The organism is Radiobacillus sp. PE A8.2 (assembly GCF_045635475.1).
In the GTDB taxonomy this organism is placed as follows: domain Bacteria; phylum Bacillota; class Bacilli; order Bacillales; family Amphibacillaceae; genus JBJGXI01.
Window position 1 is genome coordinate 42335 of the sequence record NZ_JBJGXI010000024.1, and the last position, 23841, is coordinate 66175.

16 protein-coding genes are annotated in these 23841 nt (G+C 38.5%); 10 read left to right on the forward strand and 6 right to left on the reverse strand.

Annotated elements, in window-relative coordinates:
- Positions 1-40 precede the first annotated feature (40 nt).
- The 9 genes from ACI6MV_RS13770 to ACI6MV_RS13810 all read left to right on the forward strand — a co-directional run bounded on the left by ACI6MV_RS13770 (position 41) and on the right by ACI6MV_RS13810 (position 15622).
- On the forward strand, positions 41-4870 hold the full coding sequence (locus ACI6MV_RS13770; RefSeq protein WP_407270888.1) for a glycosyl hydrolase family 95 catalytic domain-containing protein: 4830 nt from the start codon (positions 41-43) through the stop codon (positions 4868-4870).
- A gap of 815 nt (positions 4871-5685) precedes the next feature.
- On the forward strand, positions 5686-6357 hold the full coding sequence (locus ACI6MV_RS13775) for a YesL family protein (RefSeq protein ID WP_407270889.1): 672 nt from the start codon (positions 5686-5688) through the stop codon (positions 6355-6357).
- Between the two features lie 467 nt (positions 6358-6824).
- The gene (locus ACI6MV_RS13780) at positions 6825-8630 is read left to right on the forward strand and encodes a sensor histidine kinase (RefSeq protein WP_407270890.1); all 1806 of its coding nucleotides are present in this window, start codon (positions 6825-6827) and stop codon (positions 8628-8630) included.
- Positions 8631-8678: 48 nt separating this feature from the next.
- Complete coding sequence (locus ACI6MV_RS13785; RefSeq protein WP_407270891.1) at positions 8679-9458, forward strand: response regulator transcription factor; 780 nt, start codon at positions 8679-8681, stop codon at positions 9456-9458.
- Between the two features lie 205 nt (positions 9459-9663).
- Positions 9664-11061, forward strand: coding sequence for an ABC transporter substrate-binding protein (locus ACI6MV_RS13790; RefSeq protein ID WP_407270892.1), 1398 nt, complete (start codon positions 9664-9666; stop codon positions 11059-11061).
- A 70-nt stretch (positions 11062-11131) separates the two neighbouring features.
- Positions 11132-12004 carry a carbohydrate ABC transporter permease gene (locus tag ACI6MV_RS13795; protein ID WP_407270893.1) on the forward strand — a complete coding sequence of 291 codons (873 nt, stop codon included), beginning with the start codon at positions 11132-11134 and terminating at the stop codon, positions 12002-12004.
- On the forward strand, positions 12004-12828 hold the full coding sequence (locus ACI6MV_RS13800; RefSeq protein ID WP_407270894.1) for a carbohydrate ABC transporter permease: 825 nt from the start codon (positions 12004-12006) through the stop codon (positions 12826-12828). Before ACI6MV_RS13795 ends, ACI6MV_RS13800 begins: the two co-directional genes overlap by 1 nt.
- Before the next feature lie 75 nt (positions 12829-12903).
- Positions 12904-15312: a glycoside hydrolase family 31 protein gene (locus tag ACI6MV_RS13805; protein WP_407270895.1), complete on the forward strand. Its 2409-nt coding sequence runs from the start codon at positions 12904-12906 to the stop codon at positions 15310-15312.
- 70 nt (positions 15313-15382) lie between these two features.
- The gene (locus ACI6MV_RS13810) at positions 15383-15622 is read left to right on the forward strand and encodes a Rossmann-fold NAD(P)-binding domain-containing protein (protein WP_407270896.1); all 240 of its coding nucleotides are present in this window, start codon (positions 15383-15385) and stop codon (positions 15620-15622) included.
- Between the two features lie 1021 nt (positions 15623-16643).
- On the opposite strand, the gene fucU is transcribed toward ACI6MV_RS13810, so the two are convergent.
- Positions 16644-17075, reverse strand: a complete 432-nt coding sequence (gene fucU, locus ACI6MV_RS13815) for an L-fucose mutarotase (RefSeq protein ID WP_407270897.1) — start codon at positions 17073-17075, stop codon at positions 16644-16646.
- 633 nt (positions 17076-17708) lie between these two features.
- Between fucU and ACI6MV_RS13820 the strand changes: the two genes are divergently transcribed.
- On the forward strand, positions 17709-17834 hold the full coding sequence (locus tag ACI6MV_RS13820) for an LPXTG cell wall anchor domain-containing protein (protein WP_407270916.1): 126 nt from the start codon (positions 17709-17711) through the stop codon (positions 17832-17834).
- A gap of 53 nt (positions 17835-17887) precedes the next feature.
- Here ACI6MV_RS13820 and ACI6MV_RS13825 read toward each other — a convergent pair whose 3' ends face one another.
- From ACI6MV_RS13825 to ACI6MV_RS13845, 5 genes are all read right to left on the reverse strand, one after another.
- Positions 17888-19675, reverse strand: coding sequence for an L-fucose isomerase (locus ACI6MV_RS13825; RefSeq protein WP_407270898.1), 1788 nt, complete (start codon positions 19673-19675; stop codon positions 17888-17890).
- Between the two features lie 82 nt (positions 19676-19757).
- On the reverse strand, positions 19758-21224 hold the full coding sequence (locus tag ACI6MV_RS13830) for a rhamnulokinase (RefSeq protein ID WP_407270899.1): 1467 nt from the start codon (positions 21222-21224) through the stop codon (positions 19758-19760).
- Positions 21225-21269: 45 nt separating this feature from the next.
- Complete coding sequence (locus tag ACI6MV_RS13835) at positions 21270-21917, reverse strand: class II aldolase/adducin family protein (RefSeq protein ID WP_407270900.1); 648 nt, start codon at positions 21915-21917, stop codon at positions 21270-21272.
- A gap of 321 nt (positions 21918-22238) precedes the next feature.
- Positions 22239-22346 (reverse strand): RbsD/FucU domain-containing protein, encoded by a 108-nt coding sequence (locus tag ACI6MV_RS13840; RefSeq protein ID WP_407270917.1) that lies wholly within the window; start codon positions 22344-22346, stop codon positions 22239-22241.
- A 214-nt stretch (positions 22347-22560) separates the two neighbouring features.
- Positions 22561-23577 carry a LacI family DNA-binding transcriptional regulator gene (locus tag ACI6MV_RS13845; RefSeq protein ID WP_407270901.1) on the reverse strand — a complete coding sequence of 339 codons (1017 nt, stop codon included), beginning with the start codon at positions 23575-23577 and terminating at the stop codon, positions 22561-22563.
- Positions 23578-23841: the final 264 nt, after the last annotated feature.

The following is a 23841-nucleotide window of genomic DNA, read 5'->3' on the forward strand; positions in this document are numbered from 1 at the left end:
TATGTTAAATCAAAATTTGTTTTAGGAGGTTAAGCAAATAATGAAGAAATCAAAATGGAATATTTTAGTGTTATTGGGAGTCTTACTATGCACAACGATCCTACAGTCATTTGTTACGAATCCAACGCTAACACAAGCAGCAACACAAACAAGTGATCCCACCCCCATATTCAACCCGGATTATAGCGAGTTGATTGGTAGGTCTGATCTTACTCACACGGGTAGAATAACAACTGGTACCCAGGGAATGCCTATAGCGAATGGAAGGTTCGGCGGGCCCGTTTGGCAAAGTAGCGGTAATACGCTTACTATGCAGTTGAACCACACCGATACCTTTATGTTTAATGATGCTTCAGCGGAATCTCAACATCATACAAATGCGGGAGGGGGCGCTCTAGGACGGGTTCACATCAATTTAGGACAAGGGTCTGTTTTTGACGATTCCACGGAACATCATTTGTCTTTATATGATGGCAAACTTAGTGTTAACGGAAACGGAGTGGACGTCAAAGTAATTCCGAATATGGAATCCGATGCCATTGCAATCCAAATAACGGACAATCGTGACACCCCAGGGGAGATCGGCCTTGATTTGACTATGTTGCGTGACGAGAACCAAATATGGGGAGCGCATTCTGCGATTTCCACTCTTACTGCGGAACAGGACGATACAATGGTTGTACTAGAACAGGTGATTCAGGAAGAAGCCGACACTGGTATAGAGGTAAATGATCATTATGTCAACACAGCTGTGGCGGCAACCGTGCAGGGCAGAGATGTCACATCGATTTCAGATAGTATGGTTGGTAATCGTAAAGCGCTTAGACTGAATTTACCAGCACAAAACGGCACCTTCACTGTCATCATCGGCGGAGAATCAACGATGGATGAGACAGTAGATGCGAAAGATAATGCAATTACTAATGCGGTGAATTCTGCGGATTATGACACAGTTTATGCGTCCACACAGAATTGGTGGAGCGACTTTTGGGACAAATCTTACATCTATTTACCTTCTCATAAGGATTTTGAACAACGACGTAACTATTACATGTATTTAGCCGCAATTTCCAATAGAGGAAATTATCCTTCTAAGTATAACGGCGGTATTTGGATTGGCGAGGAGGATACGCGTGATTGGGGTAGCTTTTTTTGGAATTGGAACCAGGATTCCTTATATCAGCCTTTTTTGTCTGCCAATCATACGGAATTGTTGGAGCCGATGTTTAAAATGAGAGAGTCAAGTTTTGAACAATATGAAACTGCTGCAAGCCAGATGTGGGGCGCTGAAGGGATTTATATCCCTGAAACAGCTGGTATCCTGGGCTGGGAAACACTGCCGGATAATATTGCAGATGCAGTGCAGGAATATATAACTTTTGAAACCGATACTCGCTCACAGGAATATACAGATTTTACGAAGAACAGAAATACGTTTCTCGCACCGTGGAATTGGAATATTTTTGGTAGTAATAACCAGGCAAGTTATGTATCGCATACAATGATGGCTACACAGGAAACTGCCGAATATTACTGGCAAGTATACCACTATACAAAGGATCTTGATTTTCTGGCTGAAAGAGCATATCCATTCATCAAGGGTGCAGCGGAGCTTTACAGAACTTATGGTGATTTAAAATTAGAGGAAGATGGGAAATATCATTTTTACAACACAAACCTTCATGAACATATTTGGGCCGGTAAGGACGTAATTGATGATTTGTCCATGGCTAGAGGTGTCTTTGCGGCTGTGATTGAGGCTTCCGAACTGCTGGGAGTAGACGAAGAGATGCGCTCAGAGTGGGAAGAAATCCGTGATAACCTAGCAGACTATCCGTTGCGTTCCGATCCTGGTGCCTTGTGGGCAGGCAGTACAAATCCGTCGCTAGCTGAGATACTCGAGACAGATGAGCCAGCTTGGGCGCAAGGTCTGACTCCCTCATACTTCATAAGGGATTTGCATGGAACGGAAAGCCCAATCTTTAAGATGCTTGAAAAGTATGACGTACTGAACTTGGAAACAAGAGATCAGGGTCTTGATGACGGCGACTGGGAAATCGCTCTCAATACCTATCTCCATTCTCCTGGATACGAAAACCAAGTTGAAAATGAGAGGATTGATAGAAACGGGTCTAGTCGCTTTCATGTTGATGCCGCTAAACTTGGTCGCTCAGATGATATGGAGATGATTTTAAATACGCAGTATGGTGTATTTAGCACATACGGCGAGTACCCTAACCTGCTTTTTGATCAATTAGATTATTATTCGGCGGAAGGCTACGGTACGTATTCTGCTGCACTCCAGGAAGCACTTAATCAAAGCCTCAGCCCAACTCCTGTTGGAGATCCGGTGATACGTGTGTTCCCTGCGTGGCCTGAAGCTTGGGATGCCAAATACAAACTGCTTGCCAAAGACGGTTTCTTGGTTTCTTCATCAATGGAGTCAGGTGATATTCAGTATGTGGAGATTGAATCAGAACTTGGAAAAACCGCCAGAATCAGAAACCCATGGAATTCGGATGTAGTACTGTACCGCGATGGTGTGAAAAGTGAAACACTACCTGCTTCGGAAAATGATTTATTGGAATTTGATACCTATGAGGGTGAAAATATCGTCCTGGTAAGACCAGGTACAACACCTGACACGTATAGAACATCCGAACTAGAAGAATCAGTATATACAGTAGCAAACAATACGAATGGAAATATTGATTACACAGGTTCTTGGGAATACAGTGATGCTAGAGAAAGCGATGATTATGCCAATGATGTTCATTATACTTCTGATAATGGAGACTCAGCTGAGTTCACATTTTACGGAGCCGGCATCGATTTCATAACGGAAATGGGTCCGGATATGGGTGAAGTAGAAGTATATATCAACGGAAATCTGCATGAAACTGTGAACAATTACTCGGAGGAAACATCATACCAGCAAACCTCTTATATCAACGTAGGCTTGGACTATGGCAGGCATACTATCAGACTTGTTAAAAAATCTGGGGAGCGAATGGTTGTTGATGCCTTTGGAGTTCGACTCGAATCAGGGGCAAGTAATGTGAACTGGATTAACGATAACGATTTAGATGTGGTAACATATGAAAATGCTTCAGGAGCAACTAGTCAAAATGAAGGTGCATGGTTTTACACGAACAACCGATCAGGTGAAGGAGCATATAAGGGTGATGCCCATATCTCCGGCAATAGTTCTAGTGGGGGCATCGGTAATTATGTTGAATTAGAATTCTTTGGAACGGGCGTTGAATATATCACTGAAAGAAACAATGATATGGGTGAGGTAGATGTATATATCGACGATGTTTACCAAGATACAGTAACTGCGCATAAGACAGGTGGCAGAGACTCTCAGTACGTGCTTTATTCTACCAACGATTTACCCTTGGGAGATCATACACTCAAGCTTGTGAAGAAGTCCGGACAATATATGATTGTGGATGCGTTTAAAGTTTTGGCTCCGAATACAACTCAGGATGTAACGTATATCAGAATCAGTGAGCAGCCTAAATTAACTTATGATGAAGGATCGGCATTAGATCTTTCTGAAATGGAGATTATCGCGTCTTATTCAGACGGTAGCATGGAAACACTCTCTTTTAATGATGAAGGTGTATCGGTTCAACTAAAAAGCGGAGAGTCAATCGCGAATGGAGACATTCTAACAAAAGCGGAACACGATAGTAGAACGTTGACGATCAGCTACGGAGGAAGAACTGTAACAACTGAACCAATATCTGTCGTTTATTCGGCTGATACTGAACAATTAGAAGACGCTCTAGATACTGCGACAGATTTAGTAGACCAAGCGGTTATTGGTGAGGAACCAGGTCAATACCCACAAGAAGCAGTTGACACGCTAGAAGCAGCGATCACAGCAGCCGAAGCGGTGCTAGCAGAAGAAGCAACAGACCAAGCGGCAATTGATGCAGCAGTGAAAGCGTTGGAGCAAGCGATTGAACAATTCGAGAATGAGGTAATACCAGCATCAGACTTAACTGGCATTATCATTAATCTTGAGAAGAAATTACTAGAAATTGGTGAAACTGCACAGTTTGAAGTGATGGCTGAGTATTCGAATGATAGTCAGCTAGATGTTACAGACGAAGCAACATATAGCTCAAGTGATGATTCCATCGTAACCGTATCCTCCAGCGGCGAAATATCAGCAGTTGGGACAGGAGAAGCACAAATTACAATAACGTATCAAGATGAAATTATACAAGTAAGTGTGAAAGTTTATGATACAGAGATTACACTAGGTGAATCGATGGAAGTGATTGCGGGCAAGTTGTACCGAATTAAAGGTTCCATGGCAACGATCAAAATGCCTGATGATTTACCAACAGGTACTATGGTAACAATTAATCAAGTAGATGAAAAAAATCTAAGCAATGACGGATATGTTGTTGCAGGTGATGTATATGACGTAAACTTTACCTATCCATCGGGCTCTGAGTTTGACGGTAGTTTCACGTTAACACTAGAATACAATTCAGAACAGTATTCGGAAGATGAAGTGAATATATATTACCTAGATGAAAATTCTGGTGAATGGGAGTTACGTGGTGGTCAAGCAATAGACGGTGTTATTACACTTGATGTTCCACACTTCTCCATATACGGAGTGTTTGCTGAAGCAGAACAACAGCCCGAGCCACCTGTAGATGGAGAAGATAAAGATCAAGATGAAGCGGGTGACGAAGATAAGGATCAAGATGAAACAGGTGACGAAGATAAAGAGCTACCAAACACAGCAACATCGACGTTTAACTGGTTGGCAATCGGACTTGTATTCGTTATAGCCGGAGCTGGATTGCTTTTAGTAATTCGTAGAAAGTATAAAATGAATTAATAAACTAGGATGAAATACTGGGCAGATACTTGCCCAGTAGTTTTCATTTATAGAATCAGTTGATCAGGATTTTTCAGGTTTAATACCTGAGGTATCATCGAAGAAATTTACATGGGTGGCAATTCTTTATGATACTGGTGCAAGAGTACAATCAATTGATTTGAAAACAAGCTGCAATCGTCATTAAGATTATTCACTTTCTTATAATAGTAAGACGTAGACATCCACAGCCACAAGACCAGGAATAACATATATCTGAATAGTCTTTATAACAAGCTAAACAAACTCATAAAGATGTTCTTTTATGAGAGAGAGTGCATCCTCATATGGATTCAACGTATATGAGCCATGCAATTTATTAGCGGCAGCGGTAAATTTTTTTATATAAGGTGCAAATGTTACCACAATTGAAATATATTTAAGAGCAAATGCGGAAATCGTAACGCAAGCTCCCCTTTATTGGTTAACGAAAGCTGGCGATAATCCGGTAGAATGTCAAAAAAAGATAATAACCGATGCCTTTAGTGCATTTAAAAGATGTGACAACGATGAGGGAAGTCCTTTTGAAGAGCTAGGTACTGGCGGAGTTAATTTTGATGGTGTTTTAGAAGAAGGCCATCAACTGAAGTTTGGATTAACGTTATATTTTATTAAAACTTGAATATTGGATCGTTATAAATTTTGAAAAATTCCGAAAAATAGTGTTTGTTTAAAGTGCTTCGTAGACAAATGATAGAATAACCAATAGAATAGAATGAAAACGTTGTAGTTTGAAATAAGTAGCAGCATGGTATGCGAAATGGGGGATTACAATGATGGGTAATGGAATGATGGCAGGCTTTTATCGATTAAGCGAATGGGTGATGCGCCTGGCATATGTCAATCTTTTATGGATATTGTTTACGCTAGTTGGGGCGGTTTTCTTTGGGATTGGACCAGCAACTGCTGCAATGTTTGCGGTTAATCGAAAGTGGATACAGGATGAGGATATCGGAGTATTTAAAACATTTTGGAAATCGTACAGAACTGAATTTAAACGTGCAAATTTGTTAATGTTTACACTTGGAGTGATAGGTTTTCTATTGTATTTAGATGCTCGGTTCTTTTTCACGCAAGAAGGATTAATTTACGTGTTTTTTAGTTACTTTACAGTCGGACTATTCATTATCTATTTTATGGTTTTACTGTATATTTTTCCGGTTTTCGTGCATTACGAATTTAAATTGTTCCAATATATTAAAAGTGCAATACTGTTCGCGTTTTCCAACCCGTTAATAACAATCCTTATGGCAGCTGGCTGTTTTGTTGTTTATTATTTAACTTTCAGTGTATCTGGATTAATTCCTTTCTTTGGTGTTAGTTTATATAGTTTTGTATTAATGTTGTTTTCCAATCATTCATTTAAAAAGGCGGAGGAAAAGGCACAAGCACTCAAAGAACTTGAAAAAGAGAAGCAAAAGGAAGATGAACTTAGTGAGGCGAACTAGGCTAACAGCAAATTTGCAAAAACATTTTCGACTTCATCATATTGAGTTTGGAAGCATCGCTTAGGCACAAATTACTTAGAAAAGTCGGATCGTTTGACAAGTTATAAATGAAGGGATTGCAGCGTTTCTCCAGTTGAAAGAAGATAGCAAGATTTGTTATTTCGTTGTATCAGGGTTGACACTTCCTGTTTTTGAACAAGTTCTTGATAAAACTGGTTCAGATTATATTTTGTCTTACTGTCATTATTCATTAAACGACACATCTTTATTAGAGTTATTGCCATTATTTTTTTAAAAACAAGTTGATGTTATTAATCTATCTCCACTGTCGTACGGAGCAGTTATCGTGGCAAACTGTACATGTACCAATACCTAATACAATGAAAACATCAGATTCACATGAAAAAGCCGCTATATATTATTGGATAATAACGGGAACGCCTACCACATCTATTGGAGGTGTTGTGATGAATAAAAAGGGCTCCTTTCAATTTCAGCTATATTTGACTTACGTGGCTATCATAATTTTAGTTTTTGTAATTTTTGGCAGCGTTTACTATTTTAATGAATCCAGAGAATTTACGACCAGAACGTATGAAGCCATCAAAGAACTTTCTTTGAGTCTTACGAATGAAATGGATCTTGAAATTCAAAAAATGGATAACGTGACGCTGAGCGTTGCTTACTCCAACTTGATTAAGGACAGTTTGCTGAGAATTGCCGATACTGAAGATGAACAATCTTACACGAGAGATCAAATTTCAGATATTAGGGAATTAAGTGAGATTATGGTTGCGGCCATAGGGCCTGCCCAATCCGTAAAAACCTTAACCATCTATGATCTTGAAGGCAATCGTATTTCCACTGGTTCATTAATGAAATATACGAGAGAAGATGTCACTGAAAAGCCGTGGTACGATAACGTTATTCAAAGCGAAGGTAGTAGATATATTGGCTTACCAAAAAAGGATGAAGAACTAGCTGATTCATTCTCTTTTTTTAAAAATAAGTATTTTATATCGTTGTATCGCACCTATTATGGAGATTTCAACAATGTGCAAGGCGTTGTACAAGCACAACAGGATGCAGGTGTTGTTTTTAGCAGTCTGCTCGCGCTTGAAAAAGAGAAAGAAAGTAACAGACGGTATTACGTTTTAAATCATGAGGGGGTCCAATTATATCCTTATGATAGCGATGACCGAAATGGTGGGTATTACTACGATGAATTTACGAATTCGGAAGGGAAGCCTTTGTATCTTGATAGTCCTGTGCAGCAAGGTAAAGAACTGGTGTCATATCATGTTTCGCAAGAGACAGGATGGATGCTTGTCGCAGTTACTTCCAGAGCAAAACTAATTAATTCGATTTTTCAATATACGATGAGGATGATCATAACAGCATTTGTAATTTTGGTTTTGACACTAATTTTCACCTTCTTTGGGGCTCGTCGCATTACGAATCCGATTAAAAGACTGCATTCCTCCGTTCAAAAAATGGAAATTAATGGGGGGTATAAACCTGATCAATATGTTGACAGTGGTATTAATGAAATTGATGAATTGCAATCCGCCTTTCATGATATGCACGCCAAATTGCAACATTCTGTTGACAAGCTACTATTTTCGCAATCTCAAGAAATTAGAGCAACGATGGTTGCCCTGTCTTCACAGATGAATCCTCATTTTCTATTCAACACCATCACTACGATCAGCATTATGGCAGAGGAGGGCATGTCAGAAGAGATCACACGGCTATGCCAAAAGCTTTCGACAATGCTTCGCTATATTTCATCAGATCAATCGAATGGAGTGAGCATGAGTGCAGAGATTGAATATACAAAAAATTATTTAGAATGTATGAAAATCCGTTATCCAGATGATCTCAGGTATACGATTAATATAGAGGATGAACTATTCGATATACCAGTTCCGAAACTGCTTATACAACCACTTGTTGAAAATTGTATGAAACATGGTATACATGGCATGAGTCCATGGTGTATTAGCATTACCGGCAAGGTGTACCGTAATCAATGGAGCGTCACCGTGTCGGACAACGGGCCAGGCATGTCAAGTGCTGAGAAATCAAAATTGTACAAAAAAATCAAAGAGTTAGAAAAGTCGGGTAAATATTCCAGTCTTAGTGTAGAAGGAATGGGCCTGCTCAATATATATTTTCGTTTGAAGTTGACATATCAGGATAAAATGATATTTCATATTCATGATAACGCAAGAGGATTTGTTATTACCGTTGGTGGAAATAGAATTCCTTAACTTATATATCTTTCATAATAATGTGATGAATAAAGGGAGGAACTTTAAATGGATCATAATCATTATGTAGTATTTGTTGTAGAGGATGAAACGATGATTTTAAACAATATTGTCAAAAAAATCGAACAAATGGATATGGGGTTCAAAGTTGAGGGAACAGCAAAAAATGGTCAACAAGCACTCGATTTACTGCAAATGAAGCTTCCGGACGTAATCATCACCGATATTCAAATGCCCCAGATTAATGGACTTCAGCTTCTGCAGCAACTGAATAATAATTATCCTTCCGTAAGGTCCATTATTATCTCTGGATTCAATGAATTTAACTATGCTCGTCAGGCGATTCACTTTAACGCAAAAGATTATTTATTAAAACCGATTGAACCCAATGCTCTTAAACAAAGCTTGCTAAAACTGAGAATTGAATTGGATGCCGAACGAGACAGTGTAATAGAGAAATTGAAAGTGTTCAAAGCGGCTAATGGTGAATGTATTGAGGATACGATAGAAAAGTTTAGAATGTTTTTAGACAATAATTATACAAGTTACTTGAAATTGGGGGAGATTGCACAAGAGCTTAATTTCAACTCTTCTCACTTAAGCAAGTGGTTTGTAAAGATTGTTGGAAAAACTCCTTCTGCTTATATCATTCATTTAAGAATGTCCAAGGCAAAACACTTGTTGCAATCCTTTCAAGAAATTTCTGTAAAAGAAGTTGGGGAATTGGTAGGGTATACGGATCAAAACTATTTTAGTCGCGTTTTCAAACAGCAAGAGGGGATAAGCCCTGCGCATTATCGAGAGAAGTACCAGGCTAAATCTTCTTAATTTCAGACAGGCAATGTGTATCTCAAGGACTTCATTATGCTGACAGAGTATAATCAAGTCCTTTTTTTATTTTCAATACCATGCTAGTATTCGACATATTAAGCAGAAAAAAAACACATAAATGTAAGCGTTTTAGTGCATATCGGCATGTGACAGGTACGTTTATAATAGGAAATGAGATTGATAATAAAAGGAGGATTCACAAATGAAAAAAAGTTTGGCTTTTTACGTTATCATCATTGGATTACTTGTCCTTATAGTTTCGGCTTGTGCGCCGAGTGACAGCAACACAGAGAACACAGAGAACACAGAGAACACAAACAACACAGAGAACACAAATAACACAAACGATTCATCAAATGCTGATGAAAATGCCAAATCTGATGTAACACTATCGGTCGTATCATCACAAGATCAAATTTTGGATGCCGAATTGGAGCTGGCGAAAAGGTTTGAAGAGGAAACAGGGATCGCTATTGATTATCAAATAGTTCCTTCAGACCAGTTTAACTCCTTAATAAATGCGAGACTAAATGCTGGAGAAGGACCGGATCTCATTGTATCGCAAGCTGGCAAACTAACTCTAAAATCAACACTGGACCCGGAGAAAAATTTGGCGGATTTGTCGAATGAACCATGGGCGGCTACTATAAAAGAACCTTTTAATGAGAGCGTTTCCCACGATGGGAAAGTTTACGGTTTGCCATTGTGGGATCTAGGAGGCAGTGGGACTTGGGTATTGGTATATAACAAGCAAATTTTTGAAGAATATGATTTAACGCCTCCGTCAACATTTGATGAGCTTCTAGCTGTCAGTGAGACATTATTGGAGAATGGTATAACACCCATATATGAACCAGGGGCTGACGGTTGGCATCACCAACTTCCTTTAATGGAAATGGGACCGAGAGTTGCCGAATTAAATCCAGGAATGTATGATCAACTGAATGAGAATGAGGTCACGCTTGCAGAAAATGAAGATATGGTGACTCTTGTTGAGCAAGTCTTGGAATTAGTTGAAAAAGGATATTATGGAAGCGAATACTATAGCAATACTTATGCAGATATGTTTAATGCCATGTCTACAGGAGAATATGCAATGATGTTTGACAGATCGAGTTTCGGAAAAGAATTAGAGGATAATGTGGAAGATTCACCTTATACTGCAGAAGATTTTAGTGCCGTCGTTATGCCATTTTTGGACAATCAGATCTTGAATGTAAATCCGCAAGGACCTTCAAAGTTTGTTTACAAGGATGGAGATCATGTTGAAGAAGCGAAACAATTCCTTGCTTACCTTGCTGAACCAGACAATTTGCAGTATTTTCTTGATCAGTCTTCCAGATTTTCTGAGTTGCCATTCGAGGGGGTAACGCCAAAAGAAAATAGAGTATTGGAAGAGATTAAAGCAAATAGTAATGGTCAAGAGGGTACAGTAATGCAAGCAGGAGTCCGCTATATCGATCCACAATGGACGGATATCGGTCAAGATTTAATGGCTGTTTTCCAAGGATCCATGGAACCAATTGAGCTTTTGGAAGCAATGGATGCTCGACGAGAACAACAAGCAATTGCAGAAAGTGATCCAGCTTGGACTGATTAATTATTAATACTTTAGAGAAACCTACAGAATTTATTTCTGAAGGTTTCTCTTATTAAAGGAGAAGGGATCCATGAAAATACAAAACAAAATCTACCCAAGTTATTTTTTATACGGCGCCCTATTACTATACTGTTTATTATATGTGTTACCAAGTTTTGTAGGTATATATCTTTCATTTACTGATTGGAGTCGGTTTACTGATACGATAAGTTTCATAGGACTGGATAATTATAAAACAATATTTTCGATGGAAGAAAATTATCTACTTTACGTTTGGAATACTTTGAAATTTACCGTTATTACCTCACTCATGAAAACAGTTTTAGGGTTGGGATTGGCTATAGTATTATCTAGAGAAATTTTGGCTCGGAATTTTCATCGGGCAATTATTTTTTTGCCTGCTGTATTGTCTTTTCTGATTACAGGGTTGACTTTTCAATCGATATTGGAACCATCTGGTCTACTCAATTCAACACTCAAGGCTGCGGGATTAGACATGTTGACAAGACAATGGTTATTTGAAGGTGGTTGGCCATTCATATCGGTCATGGCCATTGATATTTGGAAAGGTGTAGGGTATATCATGACCATTTTCATGGCGGGCATGACAACGATATCAAAAGACTATTATGAAGCTGCTGAAATCGACGGAGCAAAATTTTGGGGGAAATTCCGTTACATTACGTTACCTCTTCTAATGCCAGCGTTTGCCATCACCATTGTACTGAATCTTGTATACGGCCTGCGGGTATTCGATATTATATTCGTTACCACAAATGGAGGTCCTGGTGATCAAACAGAAGTTTTATATACAGTTATTTTCAAAATGTTCGGATATGGCTATTACGGACTAGGGACGGCACTATCATCGTTAATGTTAGTCATTATGGTCGTCGTGGGATATTTTGTGATCAAATTAATGAATAAGGAGGTCGATGCATAATGGCCAAGAAAAGATTTTTGACACAACTAGCGAACAATGTATTTATTTGTATCGTTTCAATCATCATGTTTGTTCCTCCGCTGCTCATTCTATTTAATTCAGTAAAACCGAAAAGTGATGCTGCGTCCATGAATTTTGCTTGGCCATCATCATGGGAATTTTCCAATTATAGTTTCGTCATTGAAATCGGTAATTTAATGCAGTCCTTTATGAATAGCATGTTTTATACGGTCGGTGCGGTTGGCCTAAATATATTATTTTGTACCATGGCCGCTTTTGTTCTTTCCAGAAGAAAAACACGTGTGAATAATTTTATGTATTTTTTCATCGTGCTTGGTATTGCTATGCCAGTTAATCATATTTCCTTGATTAAAATCATGCAAATGCTTCAACTCATGAATTCAGGCATCGGTTTAATACTTATATACGCAGCGCTGCAAGTTCCTTTCAGCGTATTTCTCATATACGGCTTTGTATCCTCAGTACCCCGAACTTTAGATGAGGCTGCAATTATAGATGGATGTGGGAGTTTTGGATTGTTTTTCAAGGTCATTTTTCCGTTACTGAAACCGGTCGTCGTCACGGTTATGTTATTAAACTTCCTTGTTGTCTGGAATGAGTTTATTTTACCATTGTATTTCTTGAACAGTTCAGAATTATGGCCAATGACATTGGCAGTATTCAATTTCTTCGGAAGATATGACTCATCCTGGAATCTCGTCAGTGCCAATATCGTTCTGACAAGCTTGCCGGTTGTCATCGCCTATATACTCGGTCAGAAATACATTGTAGCAGGTATGACTGCTGGATCTGTTAAAGGTTAATGAAAAGTTCTGCAGAATTGCTAGATAAAAAACGAAGATTGAAAAACAATCAACCAAAAAGGAGATGTAATGTCAATGAGGTTGGATAAATTTGATGAAGTCTCTAACGGCGTTTTCCTTAAAACTTCGGAAGGGATAATGCAGGTGACTTTTTGCGCTCCAGGTATTGCTAGAATTCGTTACACACTGGAATCGACTTTCAGTGACAAAGAGAGTCTGATGGTTACTCAATCATTCGATGACAAAGATATACAATTTAATGTATATGAAGATGACCATCATTTAGAGTTATCAACGAACTTACTGACCATACGAATTGAAAAATCAACCTGTGCTTTCACTTATCTGGACGCTAATGGATGTCTGATTACTAAAGAGCCTTCCAAAGGGGGCAAAACTTTGGAGCGAACGGATGTTGTGCGAACGGTGTTCGACGATACTACAGAACTTCAGACTAATATTGGGGCAGATGGACTTCGCGTGAATGTAGACGGACTTAAGCAGAAAGTCGACAGGCAAGCTTTTCATACGAAATTAGCGTTTGAGTGGCAACAGGATGAGGCGCTGTACGGTTTGGGTTCACATGAAGAAGGCATGTTTAATCTACGTGGGAAGCATCAATATTTGTATCAGCAAAACATGAAAGCGGTCGTACCGGCACTTATATCCACACGTGGCTACGGAATTTTAATTGACAGTTATTCGAATATGGCATTTCGTGATGATGCTTTTGGATCTTACTTGTGGACGGATACAGATGATGAAATGGAATTCTACTTCATTTACGGTCCAGAATTTGATCAGATTATCCAAGGTGTTCGATATTTGACAGGTGAAGTTCCGATGCTTCCCAAATGGGCATTTGGTTACATACAATCTAAAGAGAGATATGTTTCACAGCAGGAACTGATTGATACGGTAAAAGCTTATCGTGACCGCAATCTCCCTCTTGATTGCATCGTGCTGGATTGGCGTTCATGGGTCGGTGAGTTGTGGGGGCAGAAAACGCTTGATCCCGACCGGTTTCCTGATCCGGATGCGATGATGGAGGATATCCACGCGTTACATGCGAAACTGATGGTTTCGATCTGGCCAATCATGAATAAAGGCGGCGACAACCACAAGGAAATGAGCGAAAACGGGTTCCTCCTTGGCAATCAGGCTAATTATGATGCTTTCCAAGAAGAGGCTCGCCAACTATATTGGAAGCAAGCAAATGAAGGTTTGTTCTCTCATGGAATCGATGCATGGTGGTGCGATTGCACAGAGCCATTTGAAGCGGATTGGACAGGAGCAGTCAAGCCTGAGCCGGAACAACGAATGCTGATCAATACGGCAGAAGCCAAGCGCTATCTGGATCCAGAATATATTAATGCCTATTCACTCCTGCATTCCAAAGGTATTTATGAAGGTCAACGCGCAGTGACGACCAAGAAGCGTGTTGTCAATCTGACTCGTTCATCTTATGCTGGACAGCATCGTTATGGCACAATCACCTGGTCAGGAGATATAGTTGCCAAATGGGAAACACTCAGGATGCAAATTGCGGATGGGCTTAATTTTTGTATGACTGGATCACCTTACTGGACTTTTGACATCGGGGCATTTTTCGTCCAAAATAAACCAGATCTTTGGTTCTGGGATGGCGACTATAATAAAGGCGTAGAAGATTTAGGCTATCGTGAGCTCTACGTTCGATGGTTTCAAGCCGGTTCGTTTCTTCCGATGTTCCGTTCTCACGGTACGGATACACCAAGAGAAATATGGCGATTTGGAAAGCCTGGAGAACCGATGTACGATACATTGGTCAAGTATTTGAAGCTTCGTTACAAATTGATGCCTTATATTTATTCTATGGCAGGGGCAGTGGCCCATGATGGCTATACGATGTTTCGTGCATTACCTTTTGATTTCCGTAATGATGCAAATACGTACGATATTGATGACCAATTTATGTTCGGTTCAGCATTCATGGCTGCACCTGTAATGACAGCCATGTATTACGGACCAGATTCTCGTAAACTGAAAGAAACCAATAAAAACCGTATTGTTTACTTGCCTTCTGGAACTTGGTACGATTATTGGAGTGATGAACGGATCATCGGAAATAAGACCATTTCTACCAGAGCCGATTTGGAGACTATGCCGTTGTTTGTGCGAGCAGGGTCGATTGTTCCCACAGGTCCGGATATTCAATTTACTGATGATGAACCGGATGCGACCATTCATTTGAAAATCTATCCAGGTACAAATGGGTCATTCACTCTATATGAAGATGAAGGCGACAATTATAATTATGAGGAAGGTGCCTACTCGACGATAGAAATGAATTGGGTGAATGGTCAACGTACGCTTATCCTCCAAAAGAGAGATGGTAGTTTTGAAGGGATGCCGTACAAAAGACAATTTTCAATAGAAATAGCTGGTGAGATTAATCATACCGTCATTTCATATTCTGGTGAACAATTACCTGTGCAATTATAAAGGTAAAGAAGTGATAAAAGCCACAATATTGCCGGAATAAAATTCTCCACCGGCACATTGGGTAAAAGAAATGAGATCTAATATCCAAATTAGAAAAAGATCGTCTGAAAGAGAAGTTATAACAGATGGGACAAAAGCGATTATTATGCAAGCGAATGTATGTGAAAAGTCTCTAGTGAATTCGATGATAACTGAAGTAAATGAGAAACTAGGGCAAATTGACATTCTGGTTAACAATGCGAGAACCGCTCCTTTTGAACTAGCTATTTCCCAACGTTTAATCGGATTGGCTTCTTCCTCCCTAGAGTGAATAATGTGAACATATACGGCATAAATAGGGTCATGGCCTTGTGCTAGTTCAATAGGATAAAAATGAAATACATATGTCGTGATATACATGAGAGATGTTGCTTCTATGGAATGAATAACACTGAATGACGCAAGATTAACTATTTGTTTATTTAGATGTTAGACCTTAAGGGAATACGGGCAGCACGATGTAATAATGCCCCAATGCCCCAAACTCTCGATATGAGTGGTTTTATAAGTGAAATGCTAACATCTTGATTACATTTAAGAGAATTTAACATTGGCTTCTCATGAGTTAATTGAACTTTTGAGGAGTTTCTTTTTTATCTTTTGCATCAAATGGGAGACACACATTTTTCGTGGTTGTCTATCAATTTTTCCTTTGTGACTAATTTGAAGCCATTTACACCTGTCAGTAAAAGTAAAGTTAACAAAAATTTACTCAGTTTAATAAGTACTCTAAAGTAGAAATAACAGTTCCTTCTCTACCCAATTCAAAAAAAAGCATTTACTGTTCCAATAGGAAGTTTTCGTTATAATTATATACAAGCTGATAACATGGAGAAAAGAGTGACACGTTTACTTGTCCGAATTGAGAAAAGCGCAAATGCCCGTTAAGCAACGTATGGAGGTGAGGGAAGTCTGGCTAGTTGCTGGGCGCTGGAGCTAGACAACTTCGAATTTTACACTTTCTTACCTGGGAATAAAAGATCACGTGCAAGAGGGTAACATCTTGCCTATATATCCAGAATAGAATTAAAAAAGTGAAATCGCCTGCGCGATTTCACTTTTTTAATTTATAGAGTATTTATGTTCCAGCCTCTTTCAACTTTTGAAAATATAGCCAAGTTCAATACAGAATGAATCCAACTGTTGTTTTTGATGTTACAAAATGGAAATTCGAGGTCAAGTCAAGCATTACTCGTACACACATACTCAAGAGCCCCCAGTTCACCTATTAGTCCTGGTTCAACTTATCTTTTTCGTCTGCTGTGATAATTGTTCACACACAAATTGATGAATTATTCAGATACTACACCTTTTTTAAGAATAATATTTGCATAAAGTGCTTTTTCACTTGTTGCTACAATGGCATAAGCTTTTTTCGCACGCTCATAAAATGCAAATCTTTCAACATATTCGGTGGCACGAAAGTCATAATTGTATGTTTCTAAGATTGCTTCATATTCTTTCCAAATAGTTGGTTCAATTGGATCCCCCTTTACGACTTCCATTAATGCAACAGGGTGATCGTCGTACGTATCAATTGGTAGAAACTGTGTTATTGCTTTAAGCATCTCAGGTATGTCATGACCATCAGCTCGAATAATCCGTTGCGCATGAGAAGCGGCGGGAAAGTTTCCATCCGCTATAATGATATCATCTCCATGACCCATTTCAGCAAGCGTTTTCAATAGTTCTGGAGAAAGTATATTTGGAATTCCTTTTAACATAGTGTAACCTCCATGGATAATATTATAAGCTAGCTTGATGTATGAACAAGCAACTTTAAACGTAAGTGCCCTATCTTGTCATAATGCCTAGTTTATACCAATTCTTACTATTTCTAATGTTTGTTATATCGTAGAGACTGACATGAAATTATAAACTCTAGAAAAAAACAAACGTTTTCTATCTATATGATACCGTTAACACTATAACTGAGCAATACTTTTTAGATGAAATTTTACTTATTAATAACTATTTGTTAAGATATGTATTATTTTATCTTAGTTAATTAATGTCACATGTTGATTTTATGGTGTGTGCAATAATATATAGCATCTTCGAGTTATTTAGTGATGAGTGAGGCTGTCTATGGTAATTATGAAGATTGCTAAATATTTTTTGTTTCCTTTTATGCAGTAGTGTACCTGTTGTAGAAGCGGTTAATGATACAAAGAAAAGCGATGTTATACAATTATATAAATTTACAGATCAAGTGCAAGTAGATGATTCACTAGAACTGTTAAAGGATAAATCGGGACAATATACTATTGAAGAGGTTACTTAAGGAGAATTGGTTGCGTCCTTCGCTCCATATATAGGATAAGGTAGGCAGAGCTTCGGTTATACGGAAGCGATTTATCGAACAACCAGAGCTTCCTGATACATCAATGGGTATGTTTAATATATTATTAATTGGTATATTCATGCTGTTGATTGGTGTCATTGCTTTAGTTGTAATAAAGACAAGGAAAATAAAAGAATAATTAACTATAAAAAAACTGGCTTCCAAAAATGATAATGGGAGCCAGTTTTTTACTTATTTATATAACGGTCCATATGTTGTACAAGCGCGGTAATCTGCACCTTCCGGATCATTTGTACCAAACATATTCCATGCACTTGGTCTGAAGATTTTTTCTCTAGCTACGTTATGCATATTCACTGGAATACGTAGCATCGAAGCTAATGTAATCAAGTCAGCGCCGATATGACCATAGCTTGCAGCGCAGTGGTTGGATCCCCAGTTATTCATTACCGAATACACATCAGAGAAGGCACCTTCCCCGGTTAAATTAGGTACGAACCACGTAGTTGGCCAGGTTGGATCTGTACGATCGTTTAATATTTGATGAACGTTTTTAGGAAGGTCTACTGTGTATCCTTCTGCAAGTTGTAGTACTGGTCCAATGCCTTTAATCAAATTTATTCTAGCAATGGTAATTGGCATGTCACCTTTTGTAAGAAAGTTACTAGAAAATCCACCGCCACGGAAATATTCAGTATTGGCAGGTCTCCATGAAGTAGCAGCTAATGATTTGTTCGCTTCTTTTTCGGTAATTTCCCAGAAAGGCTTCATGGCAGGTTTTCCATTTTTTGTTTGTTCACCTGCACCGTCTAGTGCTGCAGAACCAGAGTTTAGTAGATGAATAATGCCGTCTTTTGCTCTACCTTCTAGCTCTTCTCCTGTAACACGTTTTACTGCATCTGGACTCCAGTACGTTCTTACATCGGCAAAGATTTGTGCAGCATTCGTTAATAGATTACCAAATAGCATCGTAACCGCATTTAACGAGTCATTTTCCGTAGCAACCATGTACGGTGCGCGAATGCCGTTCCAATCAAACGAAGAGTTTAGCAAAGCTTCTGAAAAGTCTCCGTTCGGGAAATGGTCGGTCCATTGCCGTTGCCCTTGGAAACCGGAAGCGATTGCATTATGCCCCATAGCTTCTTCTTCAAAGCCAAGCGCTACTAACTTATCATTACCAATCATTAAATCTTTCATAATTAGTGTCATTTTCACATTCATTTCCCAGTCTTGTTCTTTTTGTTCTCGTGTGCGTTGATTTTCTTCTGGGTTAGTATCAGAGCCTTCTTTACAATATTCTTTCACCCACTTCAATGCTTTTTCATATTCATCTTTATCATAGATTTCTTCATTAACTCTACGAACATACTCTGTCATGTCAATGTATTCATTTCGCATTCCTAAATATTCTTGGAAAAAGTTCTCATCAATCATACTAGCAGCAATCCCCATGGAAACGGATCCCATAGATAAATATGATTTTCCTTTCAGCATTGCAACAGCAAGGCCTGATCTAGCGAAACGGAGTACTTTTTCCTTTACGTCTTCGGGAACTGCAGTATCACCTGCATCTTGAACATCTTTTCCGTAAATACCGAAAGCAGGGATTCCTTTTTGATTGTGTGCAGCTAATACTGCTGCTAAGTAAACTGCCCCAGGACGTTCGGTTCCATTAAAGCCCCAAATAGCGTTAGGCAGCTGCGGATTCATGTCCATCGTTTCAGATCCATAGCACCAACAAGGTGTAACTGTGATCGTAACACCAACGGATTCTTTATCAAATTTCTCCTTAGCCTTGGCTGCTTCTGCGACACCACCAATACACGTATCTGCAATGACACATTCTACTTCTTCTCCATTATAATGTTTGAGATTATCACTAAGCATTTGTGCAACAGCTTTCGCTAGATTCATCGTATTTTCTTCTAACGATTCTCTAACTCCTTTTCTTCTCCCATCAATGGTTGGACGAATCCCGATTTTCGGTAATGATCCGTGGAAACGGTTTTTTTCAGACATGTTTCATTCCTCCTATTTTAGTAGATAGATTTTGTAATACTAATTTTTTAGTTATTCAAATTTATTTAGACATTGAATTGGATTAAACAAACTCTTTGAAGCGGTCATAAGCCTCTTGCCACTTCATTTGGTTCTTTGGTTCATACACAGCAACATCAAATGAGTTGTCTACAATCTCTCTTGCTTCACTTAAGTTATTTAGTTCACCTAATGAAATCCATTGTGCAATGGAATTACCGATCGAGCTAGCCTCAATAGGGCCAGCTATTACTTCTCGATCCGTTGCGTTAGCGGTAAAGTGGCATAGCCTCTGGTTTTGAATACCGCCACCACCCATGTGAATTTTATTTAACTGCTTACCAGTTAGCTTTTCTAATCTTTCCACTACCCAACGGTACTTTAATGCAAGACTTTCTAGAATACATGTAAGTATTTCCGCTCTTGTTTCAGGAACTTTTTGACCACTATTTCGACAAAAGGCTTGAATCGCTTCCACCATATTTGTAGGATTAAAAAACGATGGATCATCTGGATTTATAAAAGATTGAAAGGATGTTGCGTTTGCTCCTAATTGATCTTCTTCTATATAATTAGTTGCAATGCCTTCCTTCTCCCAAATGATTCGACATTGTTGCAGAAGCCAAAGTCCCATATTATTTTTTAATAGGCGATATTGCCCATCAATTGTACCTTCATTCGTAAATCCCCATTCATATGCCTCTTGAGTGACTACAGGTTTCTCTACTTGCACACCCATTAACACCCAAGTTCCACAGCTCATAAACACAGAATTATTATCTTTTATAGGTAGTGCTGCGAGTGCAGAGGCTGTGTCATGGCCTGCAATATTAATTACTTTGACAGGATCCATTAATAGTTCCAAATTTATCTCTGGTAACGTATGTCCAATCGATGTCATCGGCATCGTAACTGGAGCAAATATATGCGCTGGTATTCCGAATTGTTTTACTAATGCCGTGTCCCAATCTTTTGAGTCTTTATCTAGCATTTGCGTAGTAGAACTAATGGTAAATTCATTTCGCTTTTCACCAGAAAATAAGTAAGAAATTAAATTCGGTGTCATCAGTAACGTTTCAGCATTTTCAAGTAATGAAGGGTTATTTTTCTGGATGCCATAGAGCTGGAATAAGGTGTTAATTGGTGCTGTCTCATTTCCTGTTCTATAAAACAAGTCATCCTTCGCTGTCGTTTTTAAGGCTTCTGTCATCCCAACTGCATGCTGTGGGTCGCGATAGCTGTATGGGTTACTCAAGAGTTCCCCATTTTTGGATAATAAACCGAAGTCTACTCCCCACGTATCGATACCCATGCTTTCCACATTTTTGTTTCCGTTTTTCAAACTTTTTTTCATACCTACTTTCATTTCTTCAAAAATCTTTAAAATGTCCCAATAATAATGATTCGTTACATGAACCGGGCTATTGAAAAAACGATGCTGTTCTTCAAAATGTAACCGTTTACCATCGAAACTACTTAAAATTAAGCGCCCATTTGATGCGCCTAAATCGAATGCCCAAACCTTTTTCATCCTATCCCTCCTGATCTGTTGATCAGCTTGAACAAATCTATTGTTTTATGAATCTTTTAACAGTTTTGATCTAAACTTTTCAGCAGCTAAGTTGCGTAAATCCTGGCACTCATCCTCTGATAATAATCTCGGAGTACCAACGGTTGATGCAATTGTGAAAACTTTGGCTGCTTCTTCTGTTAGTTGCATGAAGAAGTATGCTTCCTTCATCGACTTTCCGACTGTCATCACACCGTGATTTCTCATCACAACTACATCAGCATCGTCAATAACTGCTGCTACTTTATCAGCTAATACATTGGTAGTAGGAATCACATAATCCAAATATGCGACTTTTTTAACCATCGCAGGAAAATCAGGGAACATATTCGGGATATCTTTTCCAGCAGAAGAGACGCCGACAGAGTAGCTAGGATGTGCATGTAAGACGGAATTAATATCTGGACGACGACGGAAGCATTCTAAATGCATTAAAATCTCTGATGAAGGCTTTAAATCACTTAACACTTCACCGGTTTCAATGTTTACCTTTACCCAATGCTCTGTTTCAATTTCTTGTAAATCAAAGCCACTTGGGGAGATGTACATGAAACCCCCATCACGCATACTCAAGTTGCCCCCAGCACCAACGACTAATCCTGATTGAACTAGCTTGTTCGAGTACAATCTTAACTGTTCGAAAACATTTGACATGCTCTTCACCTTCCTTATTTTTTATAGTTATTCGGTCACTACACCTTTTTAAAGAATAATATTTGCATAGTGTGCTTTTTCAGTTGTTTCTAAAATGGTGTAGGCTTTTTTACTCGCTCATAAAAAGAAAATCTTTCTACAAACTCAGTCTTTCTAAAAACAAATTTGGAGGACTCTAAGATAGATTCATATTCATACAAATTGTCAGTAGGATCTCCTTTTACGAATTCCATTAGTGCTACAGGGAGATTCGTTTACGAGTCAATCGGAAAGAATGGTTTAATTGTTTTTAGTAATTCAGGGATGTTATGACCATCACTGCTAATGAGTCGCTGTGTAAGATTCAGCAGGGAAGTTTTCATCTGCGATAACAATTTCATCGCCATGACCCACCGTGGCAAGCGCTTTCAATAAATCAGGAGAAAGAATAGGTGAAAATTCCTTTTAACATTGTGTAACCTCCTTGATTAATATATTTATAAGAAAAGCCTGCTTGATGTATCATCAAGCAGCTTTTTATATAAAGGCTCTCATTAACTTGGTTGTTGATTTCTACAGAAGACGATTGCTTTCCGAGGTGTCTCATAACTTCAGTTTCAATCAACAATGAGCTTTTTAAGATTATAAAAAATAAAAAATAGGTTTATTTTTTATAAGGCGTTGACGATTTTCTTACAATTATTTCTGGAGGTAGAACGATTTTTCTTGGTTCATTTGATTCTTTTTCTTCCATGCGCTGGATCAATAGCTGCATTGCTAACATCCCAAAGCTATATGCCGGTTGAGATGCGACTGTTAAAAATGGATTAAAACTATCAATTGGTTCAATATCGTCAAAGCTTACAACAGAAATATCATTAGGAACACTTAATCCAAATGATTGTAAAGCTTTAATTGTACTTATAGCGATAAAGTTATTTGCAGCAAATATTGCCGTAGGTTGCTCTTGTTTAGGTAGTGATATCAATTTTTTAATTACGGATTTAGCATCATCCTGCTTGTAGTTAATTTCTGAAATATAACGATCATGTATGGGAAGCGAAGACAATTTCAGAGTCTCCACATACCCTCTTCTACGCTCTCGTGCTGTTGAAATATTTGAGGGGCCATTGATGAGTGCAATTCTTCGATGACCTAATTCTATTAAATGTTCAACTAATTTCCTGCTTCCTTCGTAACTATCCCCGACAACGATATCTCCATTAAAATTGTCTAACTCCCTGTCAATTAATACGACGGGTATATTTTGATTTCTAAGCCGCTCAATTTCTTTTAGAGATTGATCACCTGTTGGTGCAATGATGACACCATCTACTCGAGTGGAAAGAATCATATTAATGTACTCGGATTCTTTTTCTGCATCTTCATCGGTATTACTTAGGAGAACTTGATAGCCTATTTCCATCGCCTTGTCTTCTGCACCTCGAGCTACTTTTGTGAAGAATGGGTTCGTGATATCAGTTAAGATGAGCGAAAGAATTCTAGTTTTCTTAGATGTTAAACTTCTAGCAGCAGAGTTAGGTATATAGCCGAGATCTTTAATGGCATTCTCCACACGCTGCTTTGTGGTTTCTTTGATGTTTCCATTATTGTTGATTACTCTTGACACGGTCATAGGGGAGACATTTGCTAGTTTTGCTATATCGTATATAGTGACCATTGATTATTTCCTCTCTTCATAGGGGAATAACGTTTTATAAGTACATGGTACCGGTAACATAAATAAATTACAACAAGAAAATATTATATAATTAATATAAAGTGTATATTGTGTTATCGGTAACAAATATAGGTGTTTGAATAGGGTGAAGTATTGTCAGTTAATCGTGATTTCTACATGAAGTGATTTGAAAAAGATGATTATTAATGTAGTTTAGAATGAAAACATTTCAACATTTGTTAAAAGAGTATCCGTTTAAACTAA

Bases quoted from the DNA above. Each gene is read 5' to 3' on its own strand.
- ACI6MV_RS13775 (WP_407270889.1), top strand. From the start codon at position 5,686: ATGGGTAATGGAATGATGGCAGGCTTTTATCGATTAAGCGAATGGGTG.
- ACI6MV_RS13800 (WP_407270894.1), top strand. From the start codon at position 12,004: ATGGCCAAGAAAAGATTTTTGACACAACTAGCGAACAATGTATTTATT.
- ACI6MV_RS13830 (WP_407270899.1), bottom strand. From the start codon at position 21,224: ATGAAAAAGGTTTGGGCATTCGATTTAGGCGCATCAAATGGGCGCTTA.
- ACI6MV_RS13770 (WP_407270888.1), top strand. From the start codon at position 41: ATGAAGAAATCAAAATGGAATATTTTAGTGTTATTGGGAGTCTTACTA.
- ACI6MV_RS13795 (WP_407270893.1), top strand. From the start codon at position 11,132: ATGAAAATACAAAACAAAATCTACCCAAGTTATTTTTTATACGGCGCC.
- ACI6MV_RS13825 (WP_407270898.1), bottom strand. From the start codon at position 19,675: ATGTCTGAAAAAAACCGTTTCCACGGATCATTACCGAAAATCGGGATT.
- fucU (WP_407270897.1), bottom strand. From the start codon at position 17,075: ATGTTAAAAGGAATTCCAAATATACTTTCTCCAGAACTATTGAAAACG.
- ACI6MV_RS13790 (WP_407270892.1), top strand. From the start codon at position 9,664: ATGAAAAAAAGTTTGGCTTTTTACGTTATCATCATTGGATTACTTGTC.
- ACI6MV_RS13845 (WP_407270901.1), bottom strand. From the start codon at position 23,577: ATGGTCACTATATACGATATAGCAAAACTAGCAAATGTCTCCCCTATG.
- ACI6MV_RS13805 (WP_407270895.1), top strand. From the start codon at position 12,904: ATGAGGTTGGATAAATTTGATGAAGTCTCTAACGGCGTTTTCCTTAAA.
- ACI6MV_RS13780 (WP_407270890.1), top strand. From the start codon at position 6,825: ATGAATAAAAAGGGCTCCTTTCAATTTCAGCTATATTTGACTTACGTG.
- ACI6MV_RS13835 (WP_407270900.1), bottom strand. From the start codon at position 21,917: ATGTCAAATGTTTTCGAACAGTTAAGATTGTACTCGAACAAGCTAGTT.
- ACI6MV_RS13785 (WP_407270891.1), top strand. From the start codon at position 8,679: ATGGATCATAATCATTATGTAGTATTTGTTGTAGAGGATGAAACGATG.
- ACI6MV_RS13810 (WP_407270896.1), top strand. From the start codon at position 15,383: ATGAGATCTAATATCCAAATTAGAAAAAGATCGTCTGAAAGAGAAGTT.